Source organism: Rhizobium sp. H4 (assembly GCF_003013335.1).
GTDB classification, from domain to species: Bacteria; Pseudomonadota; Alphaproteobacteria; order Rhizobiales; family Rhizobiaceae; genus Rhizobium; species Rhizobium sophoriradicis.
This window is the reverse complement of the sequence record NZ_PSOW01000005.1, coordinates 238,907-264,009: the sequence shown is the minus strand read 5'-3', so window position 1 is coordinate 264,009 and position 25,103 is coordinate 238,907. Positions and strand designations below refer to the sequence as shown.

Below are 25,103 nucleotides of genomic sequence, written 5' to 3'. Positions count from 1 at the left end.
CCCCATGCCTGCTTTCAAGACCCTCGACGATCTTTCCGACCTCAGCGGCAAGCGCGTGCTCGTCCGCGTCGACCTCAACGTTCCGGTCAAGGATGGCAAGGTCACCGATACGACACGCATCGAGCGTGTGGCGCCGACGATCCTCGAATTGTCCGACAAGGGCGCCAAGGTGATCCTGCTCGCCCATTTCGGCCGGCCGAAGGATGGCCCGTCGCCGGAACTGTCGCTGTCGCTGATCGCCCCTTCCGTCGAGGAAGTGCTCGATCATGCCGTGCTGACTGCCTCCGACTGCATCGGCGAGGCCGCCGCCTCGGCCGTCGCCGCGATGAATGACGGCGATATCCTGCTGATGGAAAACACCCGCTTCCACAAAGGCGAGGAGAAGAACGAGCCCGACTTCACCAAGGCGCTTGCCGCCAACGGCGATATTTATGTCAACGACGCCTTCTCCGCCGCTCATCGCGCCCATGCCTCGACCGAGGGCCTTGCTCACCATCTGCCGGCCTATGCCGGCCGCACCATGCAGGCCGAACTGGAAGCACTGGAAAAGGGCCTCGGCGCCCCGGCCCGCCCGGTGGTCGCCATCGTCGGCGGCGCCAAGGTCTCCACCAAGATCGACCTCCTGATGAACCTGGTGAAGAAGGTCGACGCGCTGGTCATCGGCGGCGGCATGGCCAACACATTTATCGCCGCCCGCGGCACCAATGTCGGCAAGTCGCTCTGCGAGCATGATCTTGCCGAAACCGCCAAGCAGATCATGATCGAGGCGGCGACATCAGGCTGCGCCATCATCCTGCCGGAGGACGGCGTCGTCGCCCGCGAATTTAAGGCGGGTGCCGCCAACGAGATAGTCGATATCGACGCCATTCCCGCCGATGCCATGGTGCTCGACGTCGGGCCGAAATCGGTCGAGGCTATCAACGCCTGGATCGAGCGCGCCGCAACGCTCGTCTGGAACGGGCCGCTCGGCGCCTTCGAAATCGAGCCCTTCGACACCGCAACGGTTGCTGCCGCGAAATACGCCGCTGAGCGCACTGCAGCCGGAAAGCTCACCTCGGTTGCCGGCGGTGGCGACACCGTCTCCGCGCTCAACCATGCCGGCGTTGCCGACGATTTCACCTATGTCTCGACCGCCGGTGGCGCCTTCCTCGAATGGATGGAAGGCAAGGAACTCCCCGGCGTCGCCGTCCTCAACGCCGCCAGATAAGACCGAGCGCCTTGGCGCGAAAAAAGCATCCGGCGTCGCACCTTGCAATAGGCGGTGCGGCGCCGCTAAGGCAATTTGGCAGGTTTTACATGTGGATAGACCGCGGTGGCGAGGAGCCTTCCGCGGTCTTTTGCCCAAGGGCTGGAAAAAATCCCATTTTTTCAAACGATTGAATTGATTTCAATCGTTTCAATGACTTAGCCTTCCATTTTCCTCACTATAAACTTCTGTTATCGCCGTCCTATATTCTTAAACCGCCGATATTAACGCTGTGGAGAGATCGAATGAGCGAACGACTGGAAGACATTGCAGTGCAGATGGTTGCGGGCGGCCGGGGACTGCTTGCGGCTGACGAATCGACCTCCACCATCAAGAAGCGTTTCGACACGATCAATCTCGAATCGACCGAAACCAGCCGCCGCGACTACCGCGAGATGCTCTTCCGCTCCGACGAGGCGATGAAGAAATATATCTCCGGCGTCATCCTTTTCGAAGAGACGCTTTTCCAGAAGGCCGCCGACGGCACGCCTTTCGTCGACATCATCCGCGCTGCCGGTTCCATTCCCGGCATCAAGGTCGATACCGGCGCCAAGCCGATGGCCAAATTCCCCGGCGAAACCATCACCGAAGGCCTCGACGGCCTCGGCGAGCGCCTTGCCCGCTATTATGAAGCCGGCGCCCGCTTCGCAAAATGGCGCGGCGTCATCGCCATCTCGTCCTCGCTGCCGACCCGCGGCTCGGTCCGTGCCAACGCTCAGGCGCTCGCCCGCTATGCAGCTCTCTGCCAGGAAGCCAAGATCGTACCGATCGTCGAGCCGGAATGCCTGATGGACGGCAAGCCGGGCGACCACAATATCGACCGCTGCGCCGAAGTAACCGAATCCACCCTGCGCATCGTCTTCGAAGAACTGGCCGAAGCCCGCGTCAGCCTCGAAGGCATGATCCTGAAGCCGAATATGGTCATCGACGGCAAGAACGCCCGCAAGGCATCGGTCGAGGAAGTTGCCGAGCGCACCGTCCGGGTGCTGAAGCGCACGGTTCCCTCTGCGGTTCCCGGCATCGCCTTCCTTTCCGGCGGCCAGACGACGGAAGAAGCGACTGCCCACCTTTCCGCCATCAACGGCCATGACCTGCCCTGGCTCGTCACTTTCTCCTATGGCCGCGCCCTGCAGGACAGCGCCCTCAAAACCTGGAACGGCAAGCCGGAAAATGTCGCCGCCGGCCAGCGCGAATTCACCCACCGCGCCGAGATGAACAGCCTCGCCGCCAAGGGCAGCTGGAAGAAAGACCTGGAACAGGCCGCCTGATTTTGGACTTGGGATTCGGGCAGGGGCAGCGAACGCAGCGTTGCCGCTCCCGCCCGGTCCCCTCGCCTTCCTCATTCCTGTGCACCTTAGGGCTTCGCCCAACGGAGGTCACAGGAGGGAGCATATGGTGAGTGCCGGCCGAATGAAGCACCCGTTGCGGTGTGCCTGTGTACGCCGGCCGCGAGTTTGGCGAGAACGCCAACCTCACCCTCCGTCATCCCAGGCCTTGAGCCTGGGATCCATGCGACTGCTGCTGACGGATGCGGTGTGGATACTCGGCTCAAGGCAAGCTCAAGGCAAAGCATGACGGACCGTGGGGTCGGCACGAGAAACCATTCACAGCGCACGCCCGTGTCAGCGACGCCATCCGCTGGCGAAACCAGACAATGTCACGGCCTCAACTGACTTGTGAGGGGAGCTTGGAGAGACGCCGGGGACAATAAGTTCGGCGCGTAAGACGCTTCCCTCTCATTGTCACGGCGACAAGAAACCACTTCATTCCCTTAAGAACCATGCTTACTCATAACGGCCCGTCACCACTGGAGCCGCCATGAACACCCTCTCCTACGTCACCGTCGACGTCTTCACGTCCACCCGCTTCGAGGGCAATCCGCTTGCCGTCATTTCCGATGCCCGGGGCTTGAGCGATGCGGCGATGCAGAAGATCGCCACCGAGTTCAACTATTCCGAAGTCACCTTCGTCCTGCCGCCGGAAGATCCGCGGAATTCGGCCCGCGTGCGCATCTTCACGCCGACGATGGAAATACCCTTCGCCGGCCATCCGAATGTCGGCACCGCCTATGTGCTCGGCCGGCAGGCGGAGATCTTCGGCAAGCCGGTCGGCGACAGGCTGCGCTTCGAGGAAAAGGCCGGCATCGTCGAAGTCGACCTGAAACGCAACCACGGACAGATCGAGGCCACCGCCATCCGCGCGCCGCGGCCGCTGACGGTCGGCGATACTATTGCCGAGGAAACCGTCGCCCGTTGCATCTCGCTCGATCCCAGCGCCGTCGTCACCACCACCCACGCGCCGGTCTTTGCCTCCGTCGGCCTGAATTTCGCCGTCGCCGAATTGAAGGGGCTCGAAACCCTGGCCGCCGCCCGCCCGAACCTCGCCGGCTTCCAGGCGGCCGCAGGCCGCCATACGACGAGCGGCCACGACTTCTCGCTCTTTGTCTATGCCAGATCGGCCGAGAACCCGTGGAACATTCGCGCCCGCATGTTCGCGCCCCTCGACAACGTGCCCGAGGACCCGGCCACCGGCAGCGCTTCGGCCGCACTCGGCGCCTATCTCGTGTCGCTTGCGCCGGAAGCCGATATGGACGTCCGCATCACCATCGAACAAGGCGTTGAAATGGGCCGCCGCAGTATCATTGCCCTTGATGTCGTGAAATCGCGGGGCATCGTCACCGATGTCGTCATCTCGGGACGCTGCGTTTCCGTCATGCGCGGAGAAATCATCCTGCAGGACTGACGATCCGGGATGGAGTGCGGGCTTACATCAGGAAGTCGCGCGACAAGAGCGCCACGGCCCAGACACCGAAGGCGATGAGCGCGATCTTCCAGAAATCCATGCGCCGCCGGAGGCCGGGGAACCCGAGCGGCTTGATCACCTGTATCGCCATGGCAAGCATGAGCAGCAAGGCTATCAGCTTTGTCATGCTTTATTTTTTCCGTTTTTCGGAATGTCACAGGACGGACATTTTTCCGCGCGAACAAGAGGATCTCGACACGCCGTAAAGAGATTCCGGGGCACAATCAATCATCTTGAGGCTGGCCAGACGCAGGTCTCGCCTTATGTCCGTTTACAATTGCTGAGACCGAGCTGGGGAAATGAAGAGAAATCTGCTGTCCGTCGCCGCGTTGCTGTTTGGCACGCTCTTCCTTTTCATGGGCAACGGCCTACAGGGCATCCTGCTCCCGGTGCGCGGTAATATCGAAGGATATACCACGACAACGCTCGGCCTGCTTGGCACCTCATGGGCCGGCGGCTTCGTCATCGGCTGCCTGGTGGCGCCGAAACTGGTGCGCCGCGTCGGCCATGTCAGAGCCTTTTCCGGCTTCATCTCGATCATCGCCATCATCGCGCTGGTGAGCGGCATCATCATCGATCCAATCTGGTGGGTGGTCCTGCGCACCGTCACCGGTTTCTCCACTGCCGGCACGTCGATGATCATCGAAAGCTGGCTGAACGAGCGTGCGAGCAACGAAAGCCGCGGCGCAATATTCTCCCTCTACATCTGCATCACGCTGATCGGCGTCGTCGCCGGCCAGATGATGATCCCGCTCGAGGACGTGCGTACGCCGGTGCTGTTCATGATCTGCGGCATATTCTATTGCATCGCCATGCTGCCGACGACGCTTTCGACCGCCGCCTCGCCGCAGCCGCTGAAGGCCGTTCGCCTCGACCTGCCGGCGCTCTACCGCAATTCGCCCGTCTCCTGCCTCGGCATCCTGCTCGTCGGCATCGCCAACGGCGCCTATGGCACGCTGGGCGCCGTCTTCGGAGCCGGCGCCGGTCTTTCCGACACCAGCATCGCCGTCATGATGAGCGCCACCATCTTCGCCGGCGCCATGATGCAGCTGCCGGCCGGCCGACTTTCCGATCGGATCGACCGGCGCTACGTGCTCGCCGCCATGTCGGCGATCGCCGCCCTCGCCGGCCTGCTGATCTTCATGCTCCACCCGACATCGCCCGCCTTGCTGATCGGGTTGGTTGTCCTTTACGGCGCGGTGGCCAATACGCTCTACCCGATCGCCGTCGCTCACGCGAACGACTTCGCGGCATCGGAGGATTTCGTCAAGGTCTCCGGCGGACTGCTGCTGCTCTACGGCATCGGCACCGTCATAGGCCCGACGCTCGGCGGCCCCGTGATGTCGGTCATCACCCCGCACGCGCTGTTCCTGGTCACCGCCGTCGCCCATGTGCTGATTACCGTTTATGCCATTATCAGAAGCCGCATCCGCGCCGCCGTCCCGGCCAGCGACCGCGACGCCTATACGACGATCCCGACCGGCACTTCGCCGATGCTGACGCCGCAAAGCATGTCGCTCGCCGATCGCGGCACCGGCAAGTCTCCCGAAAGCGGCGATTCCGCTGTAAAGTTCGGATAGAGCGTCCCGCAAACCGCGCCCGCGATTTGCTCCGTGGCTCGCCAAACCAGAAATGCTCTTGGTACGGGTGGACTTGCGCCAGATCGGCCTAAATCTCGATTCCGTATCGCCTGTATTTTCCGGCATCATGTTGCCAACAGCACGGAGGAGAACCAATGAGCTTTATCGATGACGACAGGCCGCAGAAGAAAACCGCCCACGAGGTCGGCGCCGATCTCTCCCTGCTGTCGGTGGATGAGCTGAAGGCACGGGTGGAATTGCTGAAAGCAGAGATCGCCCGGCTCGAAGCCGAAGCCGCCCTCAAAGCCTCCGGACGGCAGGCGGCTGAAAGCTTCTTCCGCTCATGATCGGTTAAAAGCCGCGAAAAACAAGACCATAGGCAGGCAAAATGAGCCTGCCTCAAGTCTTCATTCGGCACAATGTTAATAAATTATTAAGCTTTATAAGGTATTACTGTATTCATCCAGACTTTCTCTGGATTTCAGACAGTTTTCCACGCGGTGAATTGGTCTGATTTTTCTCCCTGTTTTACCTTGAGAGCCGCTTTTGCGGCTCTTCTTTTTGCTGCGGCCGGCGCATTTCCATGAAACTGTGGAGATTAACCCTTTCTTAAGAAACGGCTTGCGCATTTGCGCTAATGATACCATCTTAACGTCATAAAGACCGGACGCGGAAACTTTTCCGTCGGAGCCGGCGTTACCTGACCATAAGTAGCTGCGTGCAACAGGGACTATTGCGATGTCGGAAGTTGGATTGAACACGATCAGTTTTGCGGGCCGCGCGGCTGCATCCTCGCAGTTCAAGGCGCTTTATGCCGAAGGCATGTCGCTGGTCGAAGAGACCGCCGCCTATCTCGACGGCCAGGGCCGCGCAGCCTCCAAGGTTCTGCCGCGCATGGCGTCTGTCCTCTACGCCGCTGAATCGATGCGGCTGACCACCCGCCTGATGCAGATGGCCTCCTGGCTGCTGCTGCAGCGCGCCGTCAACAACGGCGAGATGTCCCGCGACCAGGTGCTGGCCGAAAAGAACAAGGTTCGCCTCGACGGCTTCAACGTCGACCGCGCCGCACCGGGCTGGGGCGATCTGCCGGAATCCTTCCGCGATCTCGTCGAGCGCTCCCTGCGCCTGCAGAACCGCATCGCCTTGCTCGATCGCGAAATCTATCGTCCGGCCGAGGCCGTGATCGTCCACGATAATCAGAATAGCGTCCAGGCTCAGCTTTCCCTGCTGCAGACGGCTTTCGGCAACAACTGACTGGTTCCTGAGAGAATTCATATGTAACCGGCTGCGCTCCGCGCGGCCGGTTTTTTTGTTGCCGATGTGCCTCAGCATTCGTACAACGCAAAAAAGCCCGGCAAAGCCGAGCTCTTTCAAATTCCGTCGAGCAGAAGCGATTAGAGGCCGAGGCCGCCGAAACGCTTGTTGAACTTGGAGACGCGGCCGCCGCGGTCCATGAGCTGCTGGTTGCCGCCCGTCCAGGCCGGGTGCGACTTGGAATCGATCTCGAGATTCATGACAGCGCCTTCCGAACCCCAGGTCGAGCGGGTTTCGTATTCGGTGCCATCAGTCATGACTACCTTGATCGTGTGATAGTCGGGATGGATGCCTGCCTTCATAACAATCTTCCTGCGATACCGGAGTTCAATTTGCCGCATGCAGTTGCGGCCACCGAACCGATTGAATAAATGAAGCCGCAGTCGTGATGGCTACGGCTTCCCATTAGGATGGCGTGCCTATACATGAAGGACGCCGGGATAACAAGTGCCAACAGGCCGCATTAGCGGGTCCTTGAGGCGATCGGAGACGTTTTGGCAGAACAGGCACAAGCTGGGGAAAACAAAAGGCGCTCGCTGCGTCCGCTTGGGCGGCTGACGCCTTATGTCATGCGCTATCGCGGCTTGGTGGCCGGAGCGCTGATTTCACTGGCGCTTGCTGCCATCACCTCACTGGCGCTGCCGCTCGCCGTGCGCCGCATGATCGATCATGGCTTCACCCAGTCCGATGGCCGCTTCATCAACAGCTACTTCGCCATGCTGATGGTCATGGCCATCGTGCTCGCGATCGCCAGCGCGCTACGCTACTATTTCGTCATCACCATTGGCGAGCGCATCGTCGCCGATCTTCGCCGCGATGTCTTTGCCCATGTGACACGGCTGTCGCCCTCCTTCTTCGACGTCAACCAGTCCGGCGAAATCATCTCGCGGCTGACGGCCGACACGACGCAAATCAAATCCGCCGTCGGCGCCACCGCCTCGGTAGCGCTCAGGAACCTCATCCTCTGTCTCGGCGCCATGGGCATGATGGTCGTCACCTCGCCGAAACTTTCCAGCCTCGTCATCGGGGCGATCCCGCTGATCGTCTTCCCGCTCGTCGCCTTCGGCCGCTCGGTGCGCAGGCGTTCCCGCGCCGCTCAGGATACGCTTGCCGAAGCCTCCGCCTTCGCCAACGAGACGATCGCCGCAACCCGCACGGTACAGGCTTTCAACGGCGAGGATGCCGCAGCGACGCGCTACGGCGGTGCCGTTGAATCCGCCTATGAGGCCGCCGGCGCCGCCATCCGCTCGCGCGCCTTGCTGACGGGTATCGCCATCACGCTGATTTTCGGCAGCGTCGTCGCTGTGCTCTGGGTCGGCGCTCACAGCGTCCTTGCCGGCACGCTTTCGGCCGGCACGCTCGGTCAGTTCCTGCTCTATGCCGTCATCTCCGCCGGATCGCTCGGCGCACTGTCGGAGGTCTGGGGCGAACTCTCGCAGGCGGCCGGCGCTGCCGACCGTCTGACCGAGCTTCTCGACGAGGTCTCGCCGATCGCCGCCCCTGCCAGCCCCGAAGCCCTGCCCTCGCCCAGCCGCGGCCGCGTCGAATTTTCCGGCGTGCATTTCGCCTATCCCTCGCGCCCCGGCAAATCGGCATTGCACGGCTTAAGCTTTGCGATCGCGCCCGGCGAGACCGTCGCCATCGTCGGCCCCTCAGGCGCCGGCAAGAGCACCGTCTTTTCGCTGCTGCTGCGCTTTTACGACCCGCAGCAGGGCAGCGTGACGATCGACGGCGTCGACGCGCGGCTGACGACACCGGACGAGTTGCGCCAGCGCATTGCCATCGTGCCGCAGGACGTCACCATCTTTGCCGCTTCGATCCATGACAACATCGCCTTCGGCCGCCCCGGCGCCTCGCCAGAGGAGGTCCGCGCCGCAGCCCTTGCCGCCCAGGCCGACGAGTTCATATCCCGGCTGGAGAGCGGCTATGAGACCGAGGTCGGCGAACGCGGCGTCACCCTGTCGGGCGGCCAGCGGCAGCGCATCGCCATTGCCCGCGCCATCCTGAAGAACGCGCCCGTACTGTTGCTCGACGAGGCGACGTCTGCCCTTGACGCCGAAAGCGAGACCCTGGTGCAGAAGGCGCTCGACGGGCTGGTCGATGGCCGCACGACGCTCGTCATCGCCCATCGCCTGGCCACCGTCTTGAAGGCCGACCGCATCCTCGTCATGGACCAGGGCCGCGTCGTCGAGGAAGGCACGCATCAGAGCCTGATCCGCCACGGCGGCATCTATGCGCGGCTGGCGCGGCTGCAGTTCGACGCCGCGAACGAAGATGTACTCGCCGCCGCGAAATAGCCGACAGCCGCTTTTCTGAGGACAGCAACTAAAGTCTGACCTCTCTTGAACCTTCTCGCGGTTGTCTTTCGCGCCGCCCGCCCTACCCTCTTCATGCCCCTGGGTAGGGGATGGTTGTTGAAATCCTTGGGAGGAGATAGGAATGGCGCTTTCCGATATGACGCGACGCACGGGCCTTGCGCTCGCTTTCGGCCTGGCTGCAACGCTCGGTCTCGGCACGGCTTCCGTTGCCGCGGATTTTCCGGATCGCGCGATCACCATGGTCGTGCCCTTCGCGGCCGGCGGCTCGACCGACGTCGTCGCCCGTATCGTCGCGCAGAAGATGTCGGAGGATCTCGGCCAGCAGGTGATCGTCCAGAATGTCGCCGGCGCCGGCGGCAATCTCGGCGCCGGCAACGTCGCCCGCGCCGACCCCGACGGCTACACCATTCTAATGGGCACGGTCGCAACCCACGCCCTCAATCCGCTGATCCTCAAATCGACCCCCTATGATCCCGAGAAGGATTTCGCGCCGGTCTCGCTGCTCGTCGTCGTGCCGAACGTGCTGGTCGTCAATCCGGAACTGCCGGCAAAGACAGTGCCGGAACTGATCGCGCTCCTGAAGGCCGAGCCCGACAAATACAGTTACGCCTCGTCGGGCAACGGCACGCCGCTGCATCTGTCCGGCGAACTGTTCAAGAGTATGGCCGGCGTCAGCATGCAGCACATCCCCTATAAGGGCGCCGGCCCCGCCTTGAACGATGTCATCGGCAATCAGGTGCCGATCATGTTCGACAACCTGCCCTCGTCGTCCAGCCACATAAAGGCTGGCACGCTGAGGGCGCTGGCGGTGACGACGGCTGAGCGCGCACCCTCCTTCCCCGACGTGCCGACGGTCGCGGAATCCGGCATTCCAGGCTATGAGACCTATACTTGGAACGCCCTCTTCGCGCCGGCAAAGACGCCGAGCGAGGTGGTAACGCGCCTCAACGCCTCGGCCAAGAAGGCGCTCGCCGATCCCGCCGTTGCCGAACGGATGAAGGAGTTCAGCGCCACCATTGTCGGCTCCACGCCGGAGGAACTCGCAGCCCATGTGAAAGCCGAGCTCGCCAAATGGGGGCCGGTCGTCAAGGGCGCGAACATCCAGATGGAATGACGCGGCGGCGTTCGCCGCACATCACGGGCGGCCAATGGAAACCATGTTGATGGACGCTGCCGCGCGGCATGTCTTCCACGCACAAGAAAGCGCGCCGACCTGGCGCATCATGCTTTGCGAAAATCGACGACGATTTTCGGGCGATTGCGTCAGGCACCCCAATTCTCATTAAGGTAGTGGAAAAGCTCGCCATTTTGCTCTAGCCTCCTCAATGCTGATGGTACAATTCAGCGTTTCGGGAGACATCCATGTACAAATTCGAAGTTTACAAGGATAAATCAGGCGAATTCCGCTTCCGCTTCAAGGCATCGAACGGGGAAACCATGTTCCTGTCCGAAGGCTACAAGGCGAAGGCCTCGGCCATGAGTGCCATTGAATCCATCAAGAAGAACACGCCAGGCGCCGACATCGTCGATCAGACGAAGGCCGAAGCCTGAGCAGGACGGCACGGGCGGCGTGAGCGCCGCCCTGCCTTTTTGCGCCCTTGAGCGGCGCTGGTGCCTTTGAGCCCGGCTCACCCGCGTTCGGATTTCCGGCGCCGTTTCCTTTTTCAAGTATTTTTCAAAGCCATGTCGAAAGGACCGCCGCTCGCGCCTCATTGTCTCGGAACGGCTGAGCCGCTCTACCAGGCATAAAGGCTTTCGTCGGCCTGCCTGGAAGGCCAACAACGAGATCAGGAGTTTTCCATGCAATATGCTCTCATCATTCGCGAAGCCCCCGAAGATTTCGCCCGCCGCAGCGATCCTGCCTATCGCGACGGTTGGGTCGCCTACAGCAAGGCGCTCGCGCAGGCAGGAATCATGACCGGCGGCGCCGGCCTGACAGCCCCTGATACCGGCACGATCCTGCGCCGCAAAGGCGAGGATCACGATGTCCAGGACGGTCCCTATCCGGAAGGCAAGGAACAGCTCGGCGGCTTCTATCTGATCGAGGTCCCAGATATCGATACCGCGCTGGAATGGGCGACCCGCGTTCCGATCTCCGACAAGGGCTCGGTCGAGGTGCGCCCGCGCCTGCAGATGTGAGGCGGCAATGTCCGCCAATGCCGGACGCGCCGCCGAACAGGTAGCGCGTCAGTCTTACGGCAAGCTGATCGCCTTTCTCGCCGCCCGCTCGCGTGACGTGCCGGCGGCGGAAGACGCATTGTCGGAGGCGCTGGCTTCGGCCTTACGCGTCTGGCCGGAGCGCGGCATTCCTGGCAATCCGGAAGCCTGGCTGCTGGTCGCCGCTCGCCGCAACCTCATGCAGGCGGCCCGCCACCGCATCGTCGCGGCCAACGCCCAAACGACGATATCGCTCGCCTTCGAGGAAGCGGAGGAGCGCATGAACGAGGCTGGCAATTCCGTTTTTCCCGATGAGCGGCTGAAGCTGCTCTTTGCCTGTACCCACCCTGCCATCGACAGCTCCGTGCATACGGCGCTGATGCTGCAGACGGTTCTCGGCATCGAGGCGAGAACCGTCGCACGGGCCTTCGTCGTTTCGCCGCAAGCGATAAGCCAGCGGCTGGTGCGGGCCAAGGTGAAGATCCGTGATGCCGGCATTCCCTTCGCCGTTCCGCCTCGGCCCGCCCTGCCGGAGCGGCTGGCCGCCGTGCTCTCGGCAATCTACGTTGCCTACGGCCTCGGATGGGATGGCCTTGACGGCGAGGAGGCGCACCAGTCGCTTGCCGCCGAAGCGATCTGGCTCGGCCGGGCGCTGCTGACGGTGCTGCCGGACGAGCCGGAAGCGATCGGCCTCCTGTCGCTGATGCTTCACTGCGAAGCCCGCCGTGATGCCCGACGCGACGGTGAGGGCCGATATGTGCCGCTGGACGAGCAGGACACGGCAGCCTGGAACGCGATCATGATCGCCGAGGCAGACGCATTGCTGCGCAAGGCCGGGGGCTTCGAGCGTTTCGGCCCCTTTCAGTGTCAGGCGGCAATTCAATCCGTGCATGCGGCGCGCCGCCTTTCCGGGTCGACCGACTGGCAGGCGCTGACGACGCTCTATGCCGCGCTGCTGGAGATGAAGCCGACGCTCGGCGCCCGCGTCGCCGAGGCGGCGGTGATCGGCAGGGCCTCGAGCGCCGCCGAAGGCCTCGACCGGCTCGACAGGATCGATCCGCGCGCCATCGCGGCTTATCAGCCCTACTGGGCGGTGCGTGCCTTTCTTCTGGCACGGGCCGGCGACAATACCGCCGCGGCCGACGCCTACGTGACAGCGATAGGCCTCAGCGACAGTCCCGCCGTTCGCGCCTTTCTCGCCGACCGGCTCGAGGAGTGCCGGCAGACAATATCAAGCTGATTATTTCTCGGTCAGCTTCAACTCGATGCGGCGGTTGGTGGCGCGCGCCTCCGGCGTATCGCCGGGTGCGATCGGCTGGAACTCGCCGAAGCCGGCGGCAACGAGCCGATCGGCCGGCACGCCTTGACCGATCAGGAACTTGACGACCGACGTCGCACGCGCCGAGGAAAGCTCCCAATTGTCGCGATACCGTCCCGTTCCGCCGAGCGGCACGTTGTCGGTATGGCCGTCGACGCGCAGCACCCAGTTGATTTCAGGCGGAATTTCCTTGGCGAGGTCGAGCAGGGCGGTCGCAAGCTTTGCCATCTCGGTCTGCCCCTCCGGATTTAGATCGGCGCCGCCTGAGGGAAACAGCACTTCCGATTGGAAGACGAACCGGTCACCGACGATGCGGATATTCTCGCGGTCCGAAAGGATCTCGCGCAGGCGGCCGAAGAAGTCGGAACGGTAGCGGTTCAGCTCCTGCACGCGTGCGGCGAGCGCCACGTTGAGGCGGCTGCCGAGATCGGCAATCTTGGTCTGCGAGACCCGGTCTTTCTCCTCCGACGCCTGAAGGGCTGCTTCGACGGCGGCGATCTGGCTGCGAAGTGCGGCGATCTGCTGGTTCAGCAGCTCGACCTGGCTGAGGGCCCGCTCGCTCACCTGTTTCTGCTCGTCGAGCTCCTGCGTCATCGCGCCGATCCGCTTCTGGGCCGCGTCCTGGCCGCCCGAACCAGCGTTCAGCAGCGCCTGCAGCCGTGAACGGTCGCCCTCGGCAGTGGCAAGCGAGGCCTGCAGGTTGGCGACCGAATCCTGGAGGTCCTGATTGCTGCCTTTTTCGAGCGCCAGAAGCTGCGTCAGTTCGTTGATCTGGCTGTTAAGGCGATTGAGCACCTCATCACGTCCGGTGATCTCGCGGCTTAGGATGAACTGCCCGACGACGAAGACCGTCAGCACGAACATGATCGAGATGAGCAGCGTCGACAGCGCGTCGACGAAACCCGGCCAATAGTCGACCGTGCGCTCGCGGCGGCGGTTGCGGGCAAGAGCCATGGCTACTTGCCCTCGCTCTTCTCTGTGTGGCTTGTGCGGTCGCGGTGGCGTTCGGCCTTGTCGCCGGCCCGCTCCTGCAGTCCGATGCGTTCGGCCAGCCGGTCGAGCGTGCGGCGCATTGCTTTGGCCTCGTCCTGCTGTGCCTCGATCCAGTCGCGCAGCATCTGCTGCTCGTTGCGCATGTTCTTGACGAGCCCCTGGATGCCTTCGGCAAGGCTCGCCATGGCGGCGACCGAGCGCTGGCTGCCGACGCCGCCCTCTTCGGAGGCCTTGCGCAGATATTCGGTGAGCGCACGCATGTCCTCCGAGGACGAGCCGGATACGGCGTCGAGCGCCGGCGCAAGATCGGAACCGACATCGGTAACGGAGGAGAGCCAGTTTTCCAGCTCCGTGTAGAAGCGGTTCTGCGCGCGGCCGGCCTGCAGGTCGAGGAAGCCAAGAATGAGCGAACCGGAAAGACCGAGCAGCGACGACGAGAAGGCCTGGCCCATGCCCGAAAGCGGCGCGGACAGCCCCTCCTTCAGTGCCGAAAGCACGTCCCCCGTACCGTTCGAACCGGCATCCAGCGATTGAATGACGTTGCTGATCGAACCGATCGTGCCGATGAGGCCCCAGAAGGTGCCGAGCAGGCCGAGGAAAACCAGGAGGGCGATCAGGTAGCGCGAGACGTCACGCGATTCATCGAGGCGCGTCGCGATCGAATCGAGGATCGAACGCAGCGCCGTCGTCGATAGCGCCAACGACGTCTTGCGATTGCCGATCAGAGCCCGCATCGGCGCCAGCAGCCGCGGATTGCGATTGACCTTGTCGGCGCTGCCGGCGGCGCGGAAGGAGTTGAACCAGCGCACTTCGGGGCGAAGCGCCAGCACGTGATTGAAAACAAGGATGATGCCGACCGCGAGAACGCCGACGATCAGGCCGTTGAGGCCTGGATTGTGCATGAAGGCGGTCTGCGTCTGCCGGAAGAGGATGGCGGCAATGAACCCGACGATGACGAGGAAAAGCAGCATCGTCCAAAGGAAGGGCATGGGACTCGAAAGCCTGTAGGCATAAGCGCCGGGAGTCTTTTCGGCGGAGCCGATCTCCGCCACATTCACATTTTCCATAGGTTCAGCAGCCTCCGAACTCATTGCTGGCGGAGACTAGAGCAACATTGTGCCGAATTGAAGTATCCGGAGGCGAAAACCGTGACTTTACAACAGCCGCGTTTTCCTTCGCCTACTTGGCGGGAATCGGTCGCTTGATGACCTCGATCAGTGCCTTGTGGATGTGCTCGTTGCCGGCGACGATCGCGCCACCCTCCAGAATGGCCGCTCCGCCGTCCCAATCGCTGGCAAAGCCGCCAGCTTCGCGGATGAGTAGGATGCCCGCCGCCATGTCCCAGGGTGCAAGCTCAGCTTCCCAGAAACCATCGAGACGTCCGGCGGCGACATAGGCGAGATCAAGCGTCGGCGAGCCCAGACGGCGAATACCCGCCACTTCGCCCATCACGTGGCGAAGCTCGACCAGGAATTTGCCGTGATTGCGCTTGCCGAGCGCCGGCACGCCGCAGCCGATGACGCAATCCGACAGCACCCGGCGCGCAGCGACGCGCAGGCGCCGGTCGTTGAGGAAGGCGCCGCCGCCGCGCTCGGCAGTATAGAGTTCGTCGGTCGCCGGATTGAACACGACGGCCGCAACGATCTCGCCGTTGCGTTCGAGCGCGATCGAGACGGCGAAGGCCGGGATGCCGTGCAGGAAGTTGGTGGTGCCGTCGAGCGGATCGACGATCCAGCGATGCGCGCCGTCGGTGCCCTTGATCTCCTCGCTCTCCTCACCAAGGAAACCATAAGTCGGGCGCGCCTTGAGCAGTTCTTCCCGAACCATCTTTTCGGCCTTGCGGTCGGCGGTGGACACGAAGTCGCCCGGTCCCTTCACCGAAACCTGCAGGTTCTGCACTTCGCCGAAATCACGCCCCAGCGTTTTTCCTGCCTTGAGGGCAGCCTGAACCATGACATTGAGAAGAGCTGAACGGGCCATCGGCGCATTTCCTTGGGACTGATACGGGACGCGCGCTGCCAGGGGCGGGAAATGTCCCTGAACATGCATGACAGGCAGCGCTGCAAAGATTGGCGGCCTCAAGACCACAAAATCGTGGAAATTTCAAGAGGAGGCGCGCAAGGCGGCCTGCCGGCCTGGAAACCGGCATTAATTCCGGCCGGATGTTCAAAACGGGTCTCAGAATTTCTGCTGCGTCATCATCACTTCGCGAGCGATCTGATCGAGCGGCAAGACGCGGTCGACGCCGCCTCTGGCGATCGCCTCCTTCGGCATGCCGAAAACAATCGAGCTCGCCTCGTCCTGCGCCACCGTGTAGGCGCCGGCCTGATGCATTTCCAGCATGCCGCGCGCGCCGTCATCGCCCATGCCGGTCATGATGATCCCCATGGCATTCGAGCCGGCGGACCGCGCCGCCGAGCGGAAGAGTACGTCGACAGAAGGCCTGTGGCGCGACACCAGCGGCCCCATCTTGACGCTGACATGGTAGCGCGCGCCCTGGCGTTCGAGCAGCATATGCTTGTCGCCGGGCGCAATCAGCACATGCCCGCGCAGCACCGGGTCACCGTCGACAGCTTCCTTGACCTCGACCTCGCAGAGGCCGTTCAGCCGTTTGGCGAAAGCGTCGGTGAATCTCTCCGGCATATGCTGGACGATCACCATGCCGGGCGCATTGGCCGGCAATTCCTCCAGGAATTCGCGCAGCGCCTCCGTGCCACCGGTGGAGGCGCCGACGCAGACGACCATCTCGGTCGTCTTCGCCATGGCCCGCCCCGTCGGCGGCGGCAACATCGCATCCGCCGTCAGCTTTTTGGTCGGCCCGTCGGCCGAAGCCGAGCGGATCGTTCCGGCGGCGCGGCGGACGGTGGTAAGCCGTGCATGCGAGGCACTCTTGACGATTTCGCGAATGCGTATCGCATCATCGGAAAGACTGTCGGCGGCGCCGATCTTCGATTTCAGAATGACGTCGACGGCGCCGGCCTCCAGCGCCTGGATCAGCGTTTGCGACCCCGCTTCGGTCAGCGACGAGCACATCACGACGGGGATCGGCCGCTGCGCCATCAGCTTGCGCAGGAAAGTGATGCCGTCCATGCGCGGCATCTCGACATCGAGCGTGATGACGTCGGGGACCTCCTCCAGCAGCTTGCGCGCCGCCACGAAGGGATCGGAGGCCACCGCCATGATCTCGATATCGGGATCCTGCTCCAGCACATGCGTCAGCGTCTGACGGATGCTGGCGGAATCGTCGATGATGAGAACGCGGATTTTCTTAGCCATGAATGTCCGTAGAGCAATTCCAGGAAAAGTGTGAAGCGGTTTTCCCAGCCTCTTGCCGGGAATTGCGTACACTAGATACGCTGAAATACCGTGTTGGAAACCTGCTTCAATGGCAGATCGAAACCGGTGATCGATTCGGAATGGCCGATGAACATGTATCCGCCCTTCGCCAGGCAATCGCAGAGGCGGTTGAGCACGCCCGCCTGAGTCTGCTTGTCGAAGTAGATCAGCACATTGCGGCAGAAGATAACGTGCATCGGCTCGCCGATCGGATATTTCTCATCCATCAGGTTCATGCGGGCAAAACCGATTCTGCTGCGCAGTTTCGGCGTGATCCGCACCTCCCGCCGATCCGGCTGCTTGGCCGTCAGCACATATTTGCGCTGCAGGTCTCGCGGCACCGGCGCGATGAGATCTTCCGGATAAATACCCCGGCGCGCCGTCTGCAGCACGTCGGTGGAAAGATCGGTCGCCAGTACGCTGTAGGAGACGTCGTTGCGGCCTTCGGTGAATTCGGCCAGCACCATCGCCATCGTATAGGGTTCGGCTCCCGTCGAGCAAGCCGAACTCCAGGTGCGAATGGTGCGAACGCCGCTGCCGGCGATCACCGGCAGCGCCACGCTCTGCATATAGTCGAAATGTTTGGCTTCGCGAAAGAAGTCGGTCTTGTTCGTCGTCACCACGTCGATCAGGTAGACGGTTTCCTGGGCAAGACCGTCCTGATTGAACAGGAAGTCGCAATAATCGTCGAAGGTCGCATGATTGGTTGCCCGAAGGCGGCGCCTCAGCCGACCCTCGAGCATCGTCAGCTTGGTCGGCGGCATCTTGATGCCGCTATAGTCGTAGATGAACCGGGCAAGCCTGTCGAAATTGCGCTTGCTGATCCGGTCGCCCGGCAATTGGGTTTCCACCGCTGCTGCCATACTCATAAGACGCAGTACTCCGGGTTGACGCGCGGTCAGGCCGCCGATTGCAGTGCAGAGGCGTCCTCGCGCGACAGCAGCCGCGCGAGATCGATGATGACGACAAAGCCGTTTTCGCGGCGAACGACGCCGGCAATATAGTCCGAACGCCAGCGCACGCCGATATCGGGCGCCGCCTCGATCTGGTCACGCCGAAACGGCGTGACCTCGAAGACGCGGTCGGCAACGAGGCCGAGCGTGAGAAGCCGATTTTCCATCGGCACGTCGAGGACGAGCACCCGCGTATGCGGTGTCGGCTCGGTCTTCGTCATGCCGAGCTTCAGTCGAAGATCGATGGTCGGCACACCCTGCCCGCGCACATCGCGCAGGCCGAGCAGATAGTCGGGACCATTCGGAATCTTGAAAGCTTCCGCATAGTCGAGGATTTCCCGGACGACCTCGACCGGTACGGCGAAAATCTCCTCGCCGAGGCTGAAGGTCACGAATTGCGCTTCAAGAGATGTTGGAGCCATGATCAGGCGCTTTCCTTGAATTCGACGTCCCCGTCATCGGGACCGCCCATGGAGAGATCGAGAGCGAAGCCCTTTGCCCGCGCCTGCTGACCGGTGACGCTGTTGGCGGCGAGCTTCCTGCCGCCGAGGCTGCGGCCGGCGACGGGCGCCGAGCTGCGGACCGTCACCCTGGCGGTCGGCATACGGGTTTGGCGACCGCCTGTTGTATCGACCTTGAAGAAGGCGATCGACGTCTGCAGCTCTTCCGCCTGGCTCGCGAGTTCTTCCGAGGTCGCAGACATTTGCTCGGAGGCGCCGGCATTCTGCTGCGTCACCCGATCGAGCTGCTGGATCGCCTCGTTGATCTGGCCGGCACCGATATCCTGTTCGCGGCAGGCGGCGCTGATCTCCGAAACCAGCTCGGCCGTTTTACGGATATCGGGCACCAGCCGGCCGAGCATGTCGCCGGCATCCTGGGCGGCCTTGACCGTGTCGCTCGACATCGAACTGATTTCGGCGGCGGCCGATTGGCTGCGTTCGGCAAGCTTGCGCACTTCCGAAGCGACGACCGCAAACCCCTTGCCGTGTTCGCCGGCACGCGCTGCTTCCACCGCGGCGTTGAGCGCCAGTAGGTCCGTCTGGCGGGCGATTTCCTGGACGATGCCGATCTTCTCGGCGATGGTCCGCATCGCCTGTACGGCGCGCGAAACCGCTTCGCCGCTCATCTCCGCATCCTTGGCCGACTGACGGGCGATCTTTTCGGTCTGCGCGGCATTATCGGCGTTCTGCTTGATGTTGGCGGCCATCTGCTCCATCGAGGCGGAGGCCTCTTCGGCCGAAGCCGCCTGTTCGCTGGCGCCCTGCGATACTTGCTCCGAGCTTGCCGAAAGTTCCTGGCTGCCGGCCGAAACATTTTCTGCGGCCGTGATCGCATCCGCAACGACGCCGCGCAGGCGCTCGACCATCTGCTCGAGCGCGATGCCGAGCGTATCCTTCTCCGAGAGCGGCTTCGGGGACACCGTCAGGTCGCCGTCGGCGATCTGCCTGGCAATGCCGGCGGTGACGCGAAGATTATCCGTCATGACATTGATCGTGTTGACCAGATCCTTGATCTCGTCGTTGCTCCTGATCTCTACCTTCTGGTTCAGGTCGCCGATCGCCACAGCGCTGGCAACGTTCATGATCTTGCTGAGGCCGCTGTTGACCCCGAGCGCGATCCAAAGCGCTGCCCCGAAAGCAATGACGGAAGCCCCGATCGCTACACCGATCAGCGTATTCTTCGTCGAACTGTAGAGGATGTCGGTGTCATTATCGGCCTGGGCCATCGCTTTCTGCTGAAGCGTGACGAGCGTCTCGAAAACGTCTTCCAGCTCCAGGACGAGGCGGCGAACCTCTCCTGAGGACAGCGCCACGGCTCCTGCCCTGTCGCCGCCTTCCTGGATAGAGGCGACTCTGTTGGACCCTTCGTCGAAGCGTTTGGCGAGATCGAGCAGCCTGTCCCAACTCGGCTTGCCCTCAGGAGTTGCGAGCTGCTGGCCGCTTGTCACGAACGCGATCATTTCGTCTACGCTCTTCGCGGCATTCTGATAGTTCTTCCTGACCGCTTCGGGATCCATTTCGAGAAGGGCGTTCTTCTGCCAGCGAACGGCCTCGAGCTCGGCGGTCTTTGCTTCCAGAGCGATTTCCAGCCTTTTAGCGGGACCGGAAATAAGGTTGCCGACGGCGTCGTTCAGTGAACCGAGGCTCAATATCCCATATGCCGCGCTGCCCACCAGCAACAATATGACAAAGCCGAATGCAGCCGCGAGTTTTAGTTTGATCGTAATACGCATCTCAATATCCCTCTCAGAGAGCGAAGCAATAAATATGGTCCAATTGGCGCGGCATCATGCAGCAAAGAAATTCCATCCGGCGAAAGCCGACGGCAGAAATGAATAAGCGTCCATATCGCTTCCCCAAGCGCCGAAAGCGCGTCGCGGGCCGTGCCAGCCGGCCCACAACAGTTATCGAAGGGGAACGCCTAAGCGTCCCCCGGGAAGGGCTCACGCGCTCTCCCGAAACTCGTCATCAGCGGTGTCGGGACCGCCCATCGACATGTCGAGGGCAAATCCTTTCACGCGCGCCTGCTGGCCGGCGACCGTATTGGCCGGTGCCTTGCCGCCCGTTTTGCGCGGTGCGGCTTGGACCCGGCTGCGAGCAGTGAGTTTCGCGGCCGGCGCGCGCTCGCGTTGCCCGCCCGTCGTGTCGACCTTGAAAAAGGCGATCGACGTCTGCAGCTCTTCCGCCTGGCTCGCGAGTTCTTCCGAGGTCGCAGACATTTGTTCGGAGGCGCCGGCATTCTGCTGCGTCACCTTATCGAGTTGCTGGATCGCCTCGTTGATCTGCGAGGCGCCGATATCCTGCTCGCGGCAGGCGGCGCTGATTTCGGAAACCAGCTCGGCCGTCTTGCGGATATCAGGCACCAAGCGGCCGAGCATCTCGCCGGCATCGGCTGCAGCCTTGACCGTGTCGCTCGACATCGAACTGATTTCGGCGGCGGCCGATTGGCTGCGTTCGGCAAGCTTGCGCACTTCGGAGGCGACGACTGCAAACCCCTTGCCGTGTTCGCCGGCACGTGCTGCTTCCACCGCGGCGTTGAGCGCCAGCAGGTCGGTCTGGCGGGCGATTTCCTGGACGATGCCGATTTTCTGAGCGATTGTACGCATGGCGTCGACAGCACGCGTCACCGCCTCGCCGCTCGCTTCCGCATCCTTGGCCGACTGACGGGCGATCTTCTCCGTCTGGGCGGCATTGTCGGCGTTCTGCTTGATGTTGGCGGCCATCTGCTCCATCGAGGCGGAGGCCTCTTCGGCGGAAGCCGCCTGCTCGGTGGCGCCCTGCGATACCTGTTCCGAACTTGCCGAGAGCTGCTGGCTACCGGAAGAGACGTTATCGGCAGCCGACAAGGCGTCGGCGACGACGCCGCGCAGGCGTTCGATCATCGTGTTGACGTTGCCGAGAAGCTCGCCGATTTCGTCGTGGCTGGTGATATCGGCCATCTTGGTCAGATCGCCTTCAGACACTTCGCGAACCACGGTGTTGGCGCGTTTGAGGCCCTTGCTGATCGTGCTGGCGATCCAGAAGGCGGTAATCGCGGCAATCAGCAGTGCAACGGTGGCAACGGCGATCATCGTCGTGCGTGTCGTCGTATACTGCGCGTCGGCATCGGCGTCGGCGGCCTTCATGCGCTGTTTTTCCAGCGCCAGAATCTCGGCCAGTGTCGCGTCGATATCATTGGCGGCCGCACGCGCTGCGGTGATGGAGACCGTGTTTGCGCCGTCCGCATTGCCGGCCTTCAGGTAGTCACGGATCTGGTCGTCGGCCGCGTTGAAGGATTTGGAAAAGTCGGCGATACGCGCCCAACGCGCCTTGCCTTCTTCCGTGGCGAGCGTCAGCACTTGATTGAAGGCGTCACTGAAGTCCTTGCGCGCCTGGTTGCCTTTTTCAATTGCCGCGGCGGCTTCATCGGCGCCGCGGGCGGTGAGCAGGTTCTTCTGTTGGCGGATGGCTTCGAGCTGCGCGATGTTGATCTGCTGCGCAAGGTCGAGGCGGGCCGCCGGACCGGCAAGAAGATTGCCGATCGTATCGTTCAGCGATCCAAGGCTGAAAATTCCATAAGCGGCGGTGCCCAATAACATCAGAATGATGAAGGTGAACGCCGTCACCAGTTTCGTCTTTATTGTCAAGCGCATGTCAAACCCCCAAGTTTGAATTCATCCAACGTCAGCTGACGGCTCCCGCCGCCTTGTGCCTCGATGAAAAAATCGCCTGCAGATTGGGGAGAATGATGAACTCTCCACCCCTCTTCACCAGGCAGTTGATGTAGTCGGCGCGCCAGCGCATGCCGATGCTCGGCGGCGCCTCGCTCGCTGTCTTTGCCAGCGTCGTCACCTCGTTCACCTTGTCGGTTCTGAGGCCGACCAGCGTCGGCTCGCCCTGCAGATCGATCTCGATGACGATGATACGGCTGTCGATCGTGGCTTCCGCCGCCTCCATCCCGAAGGCGAGACGCAGATCGGCCAGCGGAATGACCTTGCCGCGAAAATTGATGACGCTGGCGACGAAGGGCTGGCTTCCCGGCACCGCGGTCTCCGGAAGCAGGTCCAGGATTTCCTGGACGATGACCGCTTCCAGCGCGAAGGTCTCGCCGTTGAGATCGAAGGTCAGCACCTCGACTTCCTCGGCATAGTTCCAGTGATTGTCGAACCGTTCGGCTGTTGCTGCTGCACTCATCCTGCTACCCGCAATTGCGCCTCCTGTTGCTGACCCGCGGCCACCAGGTGCCCGACGTCGAGAATGAGGGCGACGCTGCCGTCGCCGAGAATGGTGGCGCCCGAAAAGGTCGCCACGTCGTTATGCAGTTTCGACATCGACTTGATGACCGTCTGGTGGTCGCCGATGATCTGATCGACGACGAGGCCGACGCGCTCCGTGCCGGTCGAGATGACGACGACCTTCTGATGCACGTCGGGTTTCGTGCCGGTGCGGAAAAGATCGCGCAGGCGCAGGAACGGCACCAGGCTGTCGCGCAGCGAGATGAAGCTGCGGCCGCGCGAGCGGAGATCTTCCTCGAGTGACAGTTCGAGGCATTCCTCGACTGCCGAAAGCGGGATGACGTAGCGGCCGCAACCGACACGCACCAGCAGGCCGTCGATGATGGCAAGCGTCAGCGGGATGCGCAGCGATACTTCCGAACCCTGCCCCGGCACGCTGACGATGTCGATCGCGCCGCGCAGCTCTTCGACCGTTTTCTTGACCACGTCCATGCCGACTCCGCGCCCGGACAGATTGGTGATCGCCGCAGCCGTCGAGAAGCCCGGAGCGAAGATCAGCTGCAGCAGCTCGGAATCGGAGAGCGGCTGGCCGGGATGGATAAGGCCGGAGGATTCCGCCTTGGCGCGAACCCGTTCGCGATTGATGCCGCGGCCGTCGTCCTTGATCGAGATAATCACCTCGCCGCCGGCCTGGCGGGCCGAAAGGACCACCGTGCCGGCTTCGGTCTTGCCGGCAGCAAGGCGGTCGGCAGGCACCTCGAGACCATGATCGATCGAATTGCGCACCAGATGCACCAGCGGATCGGCCAGCCGTTCGATCACCGTCTTGTCGACTTCGGTGGTCTCGCCCTCCATCACCAGCTCGATCACCTTGCCGGTCTCGCGGGCGAGATCGTGGACGAGGCGGCGGAAGCGGGAGAACAGGGTTGCGACCGGCACCATGCGCAGCACCATCATCGTGTCGCGCAATTCACCGGACAGGCGTTCGATTTCTTCCGAGACGGAGCGCAGCGCAATATCGGCGCTGGCGCTGGCAAGCTGGCTGAGACGCGATTGCGCGATGACAAGCTCGCCGACCCGGTCCATCAGCTCGTCGAGACGCTCGGCCGGAACGCGGACATTCTCGGCCGTCTTCGCCTGGCTGGCGGCGGCGGGCGCCTCGCGCCGGGCCGGAACCGCCTCGACCGGGCGAAACTCCGGAACGGCAGCCGGCGGAACGGCCACCGATACTGCGGCGACCGGTGCAGCTGCGGCCCGCTCCACGGTCGGAGCAGCGGTTGCCGGCCCGGCGATCTCCTCGACGCTGAGTTCCATATCGTCGAGCACGAAGATGAAGACGTCGTCGATCGCCGAGCGGTCCTGCTCGCTAGTCAGCATCACGTCCCAGGAAATATGGAGTTCCGTCGGCGTGAGCTCGTCAAGCGGCGGAATGGCCGAGGTGTTGGCGCGCACCGTGCATTCGCCGAGATCGCGCAGCTCGTCCAGCAGGCCGAGCGGGTTGGTGCCGTTGGCCATCGAGTTGGCGGGCAGACTGAAGCGGATACGCCAGCTGTTCTTCTTCTTCGCCGATATCTCACGCACGACCACGGGCGTAGCAACAGCGGCCGGTCCGGCCGCAGGCGCCGCCGGCTTGCCGCCGACGGCCGCCTGCAGCTGCGCCAGAAGCTTGCTGCCGGTATCGCCGTGATCGGCATCCGGCCGGTCGACGAGGGCGCGCATATGGTCCTGGGCGGCCAGAACGGCGGCGACGAGTTCGCTGGTCGCCGCCACCTCGCCCTTGCGGACGCGGTCGAAGGCGGTTTCGCAATGATGGGTGAAAGCGGCGAGCGCCTCGAAACCGAACATCGCGCCGGATCCCTTGAGCGTGTGGAGCCCGCGGAATACGGCATCGACAAGATCCTTGTTGTCGAGCTGGTGGGTGAGGTCGAGAAGACCGACCTCGATCGCTTCAAGGCATTCGGCAGCCTCCATGCGGAACACGGCAACGGGATCGAGCGTGCTCATCGTCCGAGAACCTTCTTCACGATCTTCACGAGATTTTCCGGATCGAAGGGCTTGGTCAGCCAACCCGTAGCACCCGCGGCCTTTGCGCGTGCCTTGAGATCGGCATCCGATTCCGTCGTCAGGAAGATGATCGGAACGCCGGCCTGCCCGGGCAGCTTCCTGAGCTCCTCGATCATCGTCAGCCCGTCCATAACCGGCATGTTGAGATCGGTCACAATCAGATCGAAGCGGCTGCCCTTGGCAGTCGCGAGGCCTTCGGCCCCATCTGCGGCCTCGGTGACGATGTAGCCGGCATTGGTCAGCGTGACCTTGGTGGTCAGGCGGATGCTGGCGGAATCGTCAACGGTCAGGATGTTTGCAGTCATAAT

General features: G+C 62.8%; 24 protein-coding genes. 11 read left to right on the top strand and 13 right to left on the bottom strand.

Features of this window, described 5'->3' with window-relative positions; all coding sequences use genetic code 11:
• Window positions 1-4: 4 nt before the first annotated feature.
• The 3 genes from C4N04_RS10060 to C4N04_RS10050 all read left to right on the top strand — a co-directional run bounded on the left by C4N04_RS10060 (window position 5) and on the right by C4N04_RS10050 (window position 3,988).
• Window positions 5-1,207 (top strand): phosphoglycerate kinase, encoded by a 1,203-nt coding sequence (locus tag C4N04_RS10060; RefSeq protein WP_164519047.1) that lies wholly within the window; start codon window positions 5-7, stop codon window positions 1,205-1,207.
• 284 nt (window positions 1,208-1,491) lie between these two features.
• Window positions 1,492-2,514 carry a class I fructose-bisphosphate aldolase gene (locus tag C4N04_RS10055; protein WP_077990551.1) on the top strand — a complete coding sequence of 341 codons (1,023 nt, stop codon included), beginning with the start codon at window positions 1,492-1,494 and terminating at the stop codon, window positions 2,512-2,514.
• Window positions 2,515-3,064: 550 nt separating this feature from the next.
• The gene (locus tag C4N04_RS10050; protein ID WP_106795955.1) at window positions 3,065-3,988 is read left to right on the top strand and encodes a PhzF family phenazine biosynthesis protein; all 924 of its coding nucleotides are present in this window, start codon (window positions 3,065-3,067) and stop codon (window positions 3,986-3,988) included.
• Between the two features lie 22 nt (window positions 3,989-4,010).
• Here C4N04_RS10050 and C4N04_RS31815 read toward each other — a convergent pair whose 3' ends face one another.
• Window positions 4,011-4,175: a hypothetical protein gene (locus C4N04_RS31815; RefSeq protein WP_009996623.1), complete on the bottom strand. Its 165-nt coding sequence runs from the start codon at window positions 4,173-4,175 to the stop codon at window positions 4,011-4,013.
• A gap of 172 nt (window positions 4,176-4,347) precedes the next feature.
• On the opposite strand from C4N04_RS31815, the gene C4N04_RS10045 reads away from it, so the two are divergent.
• The 3 genes from C4N04_RS10045 (at window position 4,348) to C4N04_RS10035 (ending at window position 6,882) form a co-directional block, all read left to right on the top strand.
• Window positions 4,348-5,628 (top strand): MFS transporter, encoded by a 1,281-nt coding sequence (locus tag C4N04_RS10045; RefSeq protein WP_009996625.1) that lies wholly within the window; start codon window positions 4,348-4,350, stop codon window positions 5,626-5,628.
• A gap of 155 nt (window positions 5,629-5,783) precedes the next feature.
• A complete protein-coding gene (locus C4N04_RS10040; protein ID WP_077990557.1) occupies window positions 5,784-5,975 on the top strand; it encodes a DUF1192 domain-containing protein in 192 nt (63 codons plus the stop codon).
• Window positions 5,976-6,366: 391 nt separating this feature from the next.
• Window positions 6,367-6,882, top strand: a complete 516-nt coding sequence (locus C4N04_RS10035) for a DUF1465 family protein (protein ID WP_004679442.1) — start codon at window positions 6,367-6,369, stop codon at window positions 6,880-6,882.
• Between the two features lie 140 nt (window positions 6,883-7,022).
• Here C4N04_RS10035 and rpmE read toward each other — a convergent pair whose 3' ends face one another.
• Entirely contained in the window at window positions 7,023-7,244 is a 222-nt protein-coding gene (rpmE, locus tag C4N04_RS10030; protein ID WP_009990270.1) for a 50S ribosomal protein L31, read from the bottom strand.
• A gap of 192 nt (window positions 7,245-7,436) precedes the next feature.
• Between rpmE and C4N04_RS10025 the strand changes: the two genes are divergently transcribed.
• The 5 genes from C4N04_RS10025 to C4N04_RS10000 all read left to right on the top strand — a co-directional run bounded on the left by C4N04_RS10025 (window position 7,437) and on the right by C4N04_RS10000 (window position 12,657).
• Window positions 7,437-9,239, top strand: coding sequence for an ABC transporter transmembrane domain-containing protein (locus tag C4N04_RS10025; RefSeq protein WP_077990560.1), 1,803 nt, complete (start codon window positions 7,437-7,439; stop codon window positions 9,237-9,239).
• Window positions 9,240-9,381: 142 nt separating this feature from the next.
• Entirely contained in the window at window positions 9,382-10,374 is a 993-nt protein-coding gene (locus tag C4N04_RS10020) for a tripartite tricarboxylate transporter substrate binding protein (protein ID WP_038691157.1), read from the top strand.
• Between the two features lie 248 nt (window positions 10,375-10,622).
• Complete coding sequence (locus C4N04_RS10010; RefSeq protein WP_009990299.1) at window positions 10,623-10,811, top strand: YegP family protein; 189 nt, start codon at window positions 10,623-10,625, stop codon at window positions 10,809-10,811.
• 249 nt (window positions 10,812-11,060) lie between these two features.
• On the top strand, window positions 11,061-11,399 hold the full coding sequence (locus tag C4N04_RS10005; protein WP_077990563.1) for a YciI family protein: 339 nt from the start codon (window positions 11,061-11,063) through the stop codon (window positions 11,397-11,399).
• Window positions 11,400-11,406: 7 nt separating this feature from the next.
• Window positions 11,407-12,657 carry a DUF6596 domain-containing protein gene (locus C4N04_RS10000; RefSeq protein ID WP_077990573.1) on the top strand — a complete coding sequence of 417 codons (1,251 nt, stop codon included), beginning with the start codon at window positions 11,407-11,409 and terminating at the stop codon, window positions 12,655-12,657.
• Here the strand turns inward: C4N04_RS10000 and C4N04_RS09995 are convergent, their stop codons facing one another.
• The 11 genes from C4N04_RS09995 to C4N04_RS09945 all read right to left on the bottom strand — a co-directional run bounded on the left by C4N04_RS09995 (window position 12,658) and on the right by C4N04_RS09945 (window position 25,100).
• Window positions 12,658-13,689, bottom strand: a complete 1,032-nt coding sequence (locus C4N04_RS09995) for a peptidoglycan -binding protein (protein ID WP_038691162.1) — start codon at window positions 13,687-13,689, stop codon at window positions 12,658-12,660.
• Window positions 13,690-13,691: 2 nt separating this feature from the next.
• Window positions 13,692-14,795 carry a MotA/TolQ/ExbB proton channel family protein gene (locus tag C4N04_RS09990; RefSeq protein WP_038691164.1) on the bottom strand — a complete coding sequence of 368 codons (1,104 nt, stop codon included), beginning with the start codon at window positions 14,793-14,795 and terminating at the stop codon, window positions 13,692-13,694.
• Between the two features lie 112 nt (window positions 14,796-14,907).
• Entirely contained in the window at window positions 14,908-15,708 is an 801-nt protein-coding gene (locus C4N04_RS09985) for an inositol monophosphatase family protein (protein ID WP_106795954.1), read from the bottom strand.
• Between the two features lie 198 nt (window positions 15,709-15,906).
• Window positions 15,907-17,004, bottom strand: coding sequence for a chemotaxis response regulator protein-glutamate methylesterase (locus tag C4N04_RS09980; RefSeq protein WP_077990577.1), 1,098 nt, complete (start codon window positions 17,002-17,004; stop codon window positions 15,907-15,909).
• Between the two features lie 71 nt (window positions 17,005-17,075).
• Complete coding sequence (locus C4N04_RS09975; protein WP_038691170.1) at window positions 17,076-17,933, bottom strand: CheR family methyltransferase; 858 nt, start codon at window positions 17,931-17,933, stop codon at window positions 17,076-17,078.
• 29 nt (window positions 17,934-17,962) lie between these two features.
• A complete protein-coding gene (locus C4N04_RS09970; protein WP_009996542.1) occupies window positions 17,963-18,439 on the bottom strand; it encodes a chemotaxis protein CheW in 477 nt (158 codons plus the stop codon).
• A gap of 2 nt (window positions 18,440-18,441) precedes the next feature.
• On the bottom strand, window positions 18,442-20,250 hold the full coding sequence (locus tag C4N04_RS09965; protein WP_106795953.1) for a methyl-accepting chemotaxis protein: 1,809 nt from the start codon (window positions 20,248-20,250) through the stop codon (window positions 18,442-18,444).
• A 210-nt stretch (window positions 20,251-20,460) separates the two neighbouring features.
• Window positions 20,461-22,149 (bottom strand): methyl-accepting chemotaxis protein, encoded by a 1,689-nt coding sequence (locus tag C4N04_RS09960; RefSeq protein ID WP_077990579.1) that lies wholly within the window; start codon window positions 22,147-22,149, stop codon window positions 20,461-20,463.
• A gap of 31 nt (window positions 22,150-22,180) precedes the next feature.
• Complete coding sequence (locus C4N04_RS09955; RefSeq protein WP_009986416.1) at window positions 22,181-22,690, bottom strand: chemotaxis protein CheW; 510 nt, start codon at window positions 22,688-22,690, stop codon at window positions 22,181-22,183.
• Window positions 22,687-24,735, bottom strand: coding sequence for a chemotaxis protein CheA (locus C4N04_RS09950; protein WP_106795952.1), 2,049 nt, complete (start codon window positions 24,733-24,735; stop codon window positions 22,687-22,689). Before C4N04_RS09950 ends, C4N04_RS09955 begins: the two co-directional genes overlap by 4 nt.
• Entirely contained in the window at window positions 24,732-25,100 is a 369-nt protein-coding gene (locus tag C4N04_RS09945; protein ID WP_077990584.1) for a response regulator, read from the bottom strand. The genes C4N04_RS09950 and C4N04_RS09945 overlap by 4 nt, the downstream gene beginning before the upstream one ends.
• Between the last annotated feature and the right edge of the window lie 3 nt (window positions 25,101-25,103).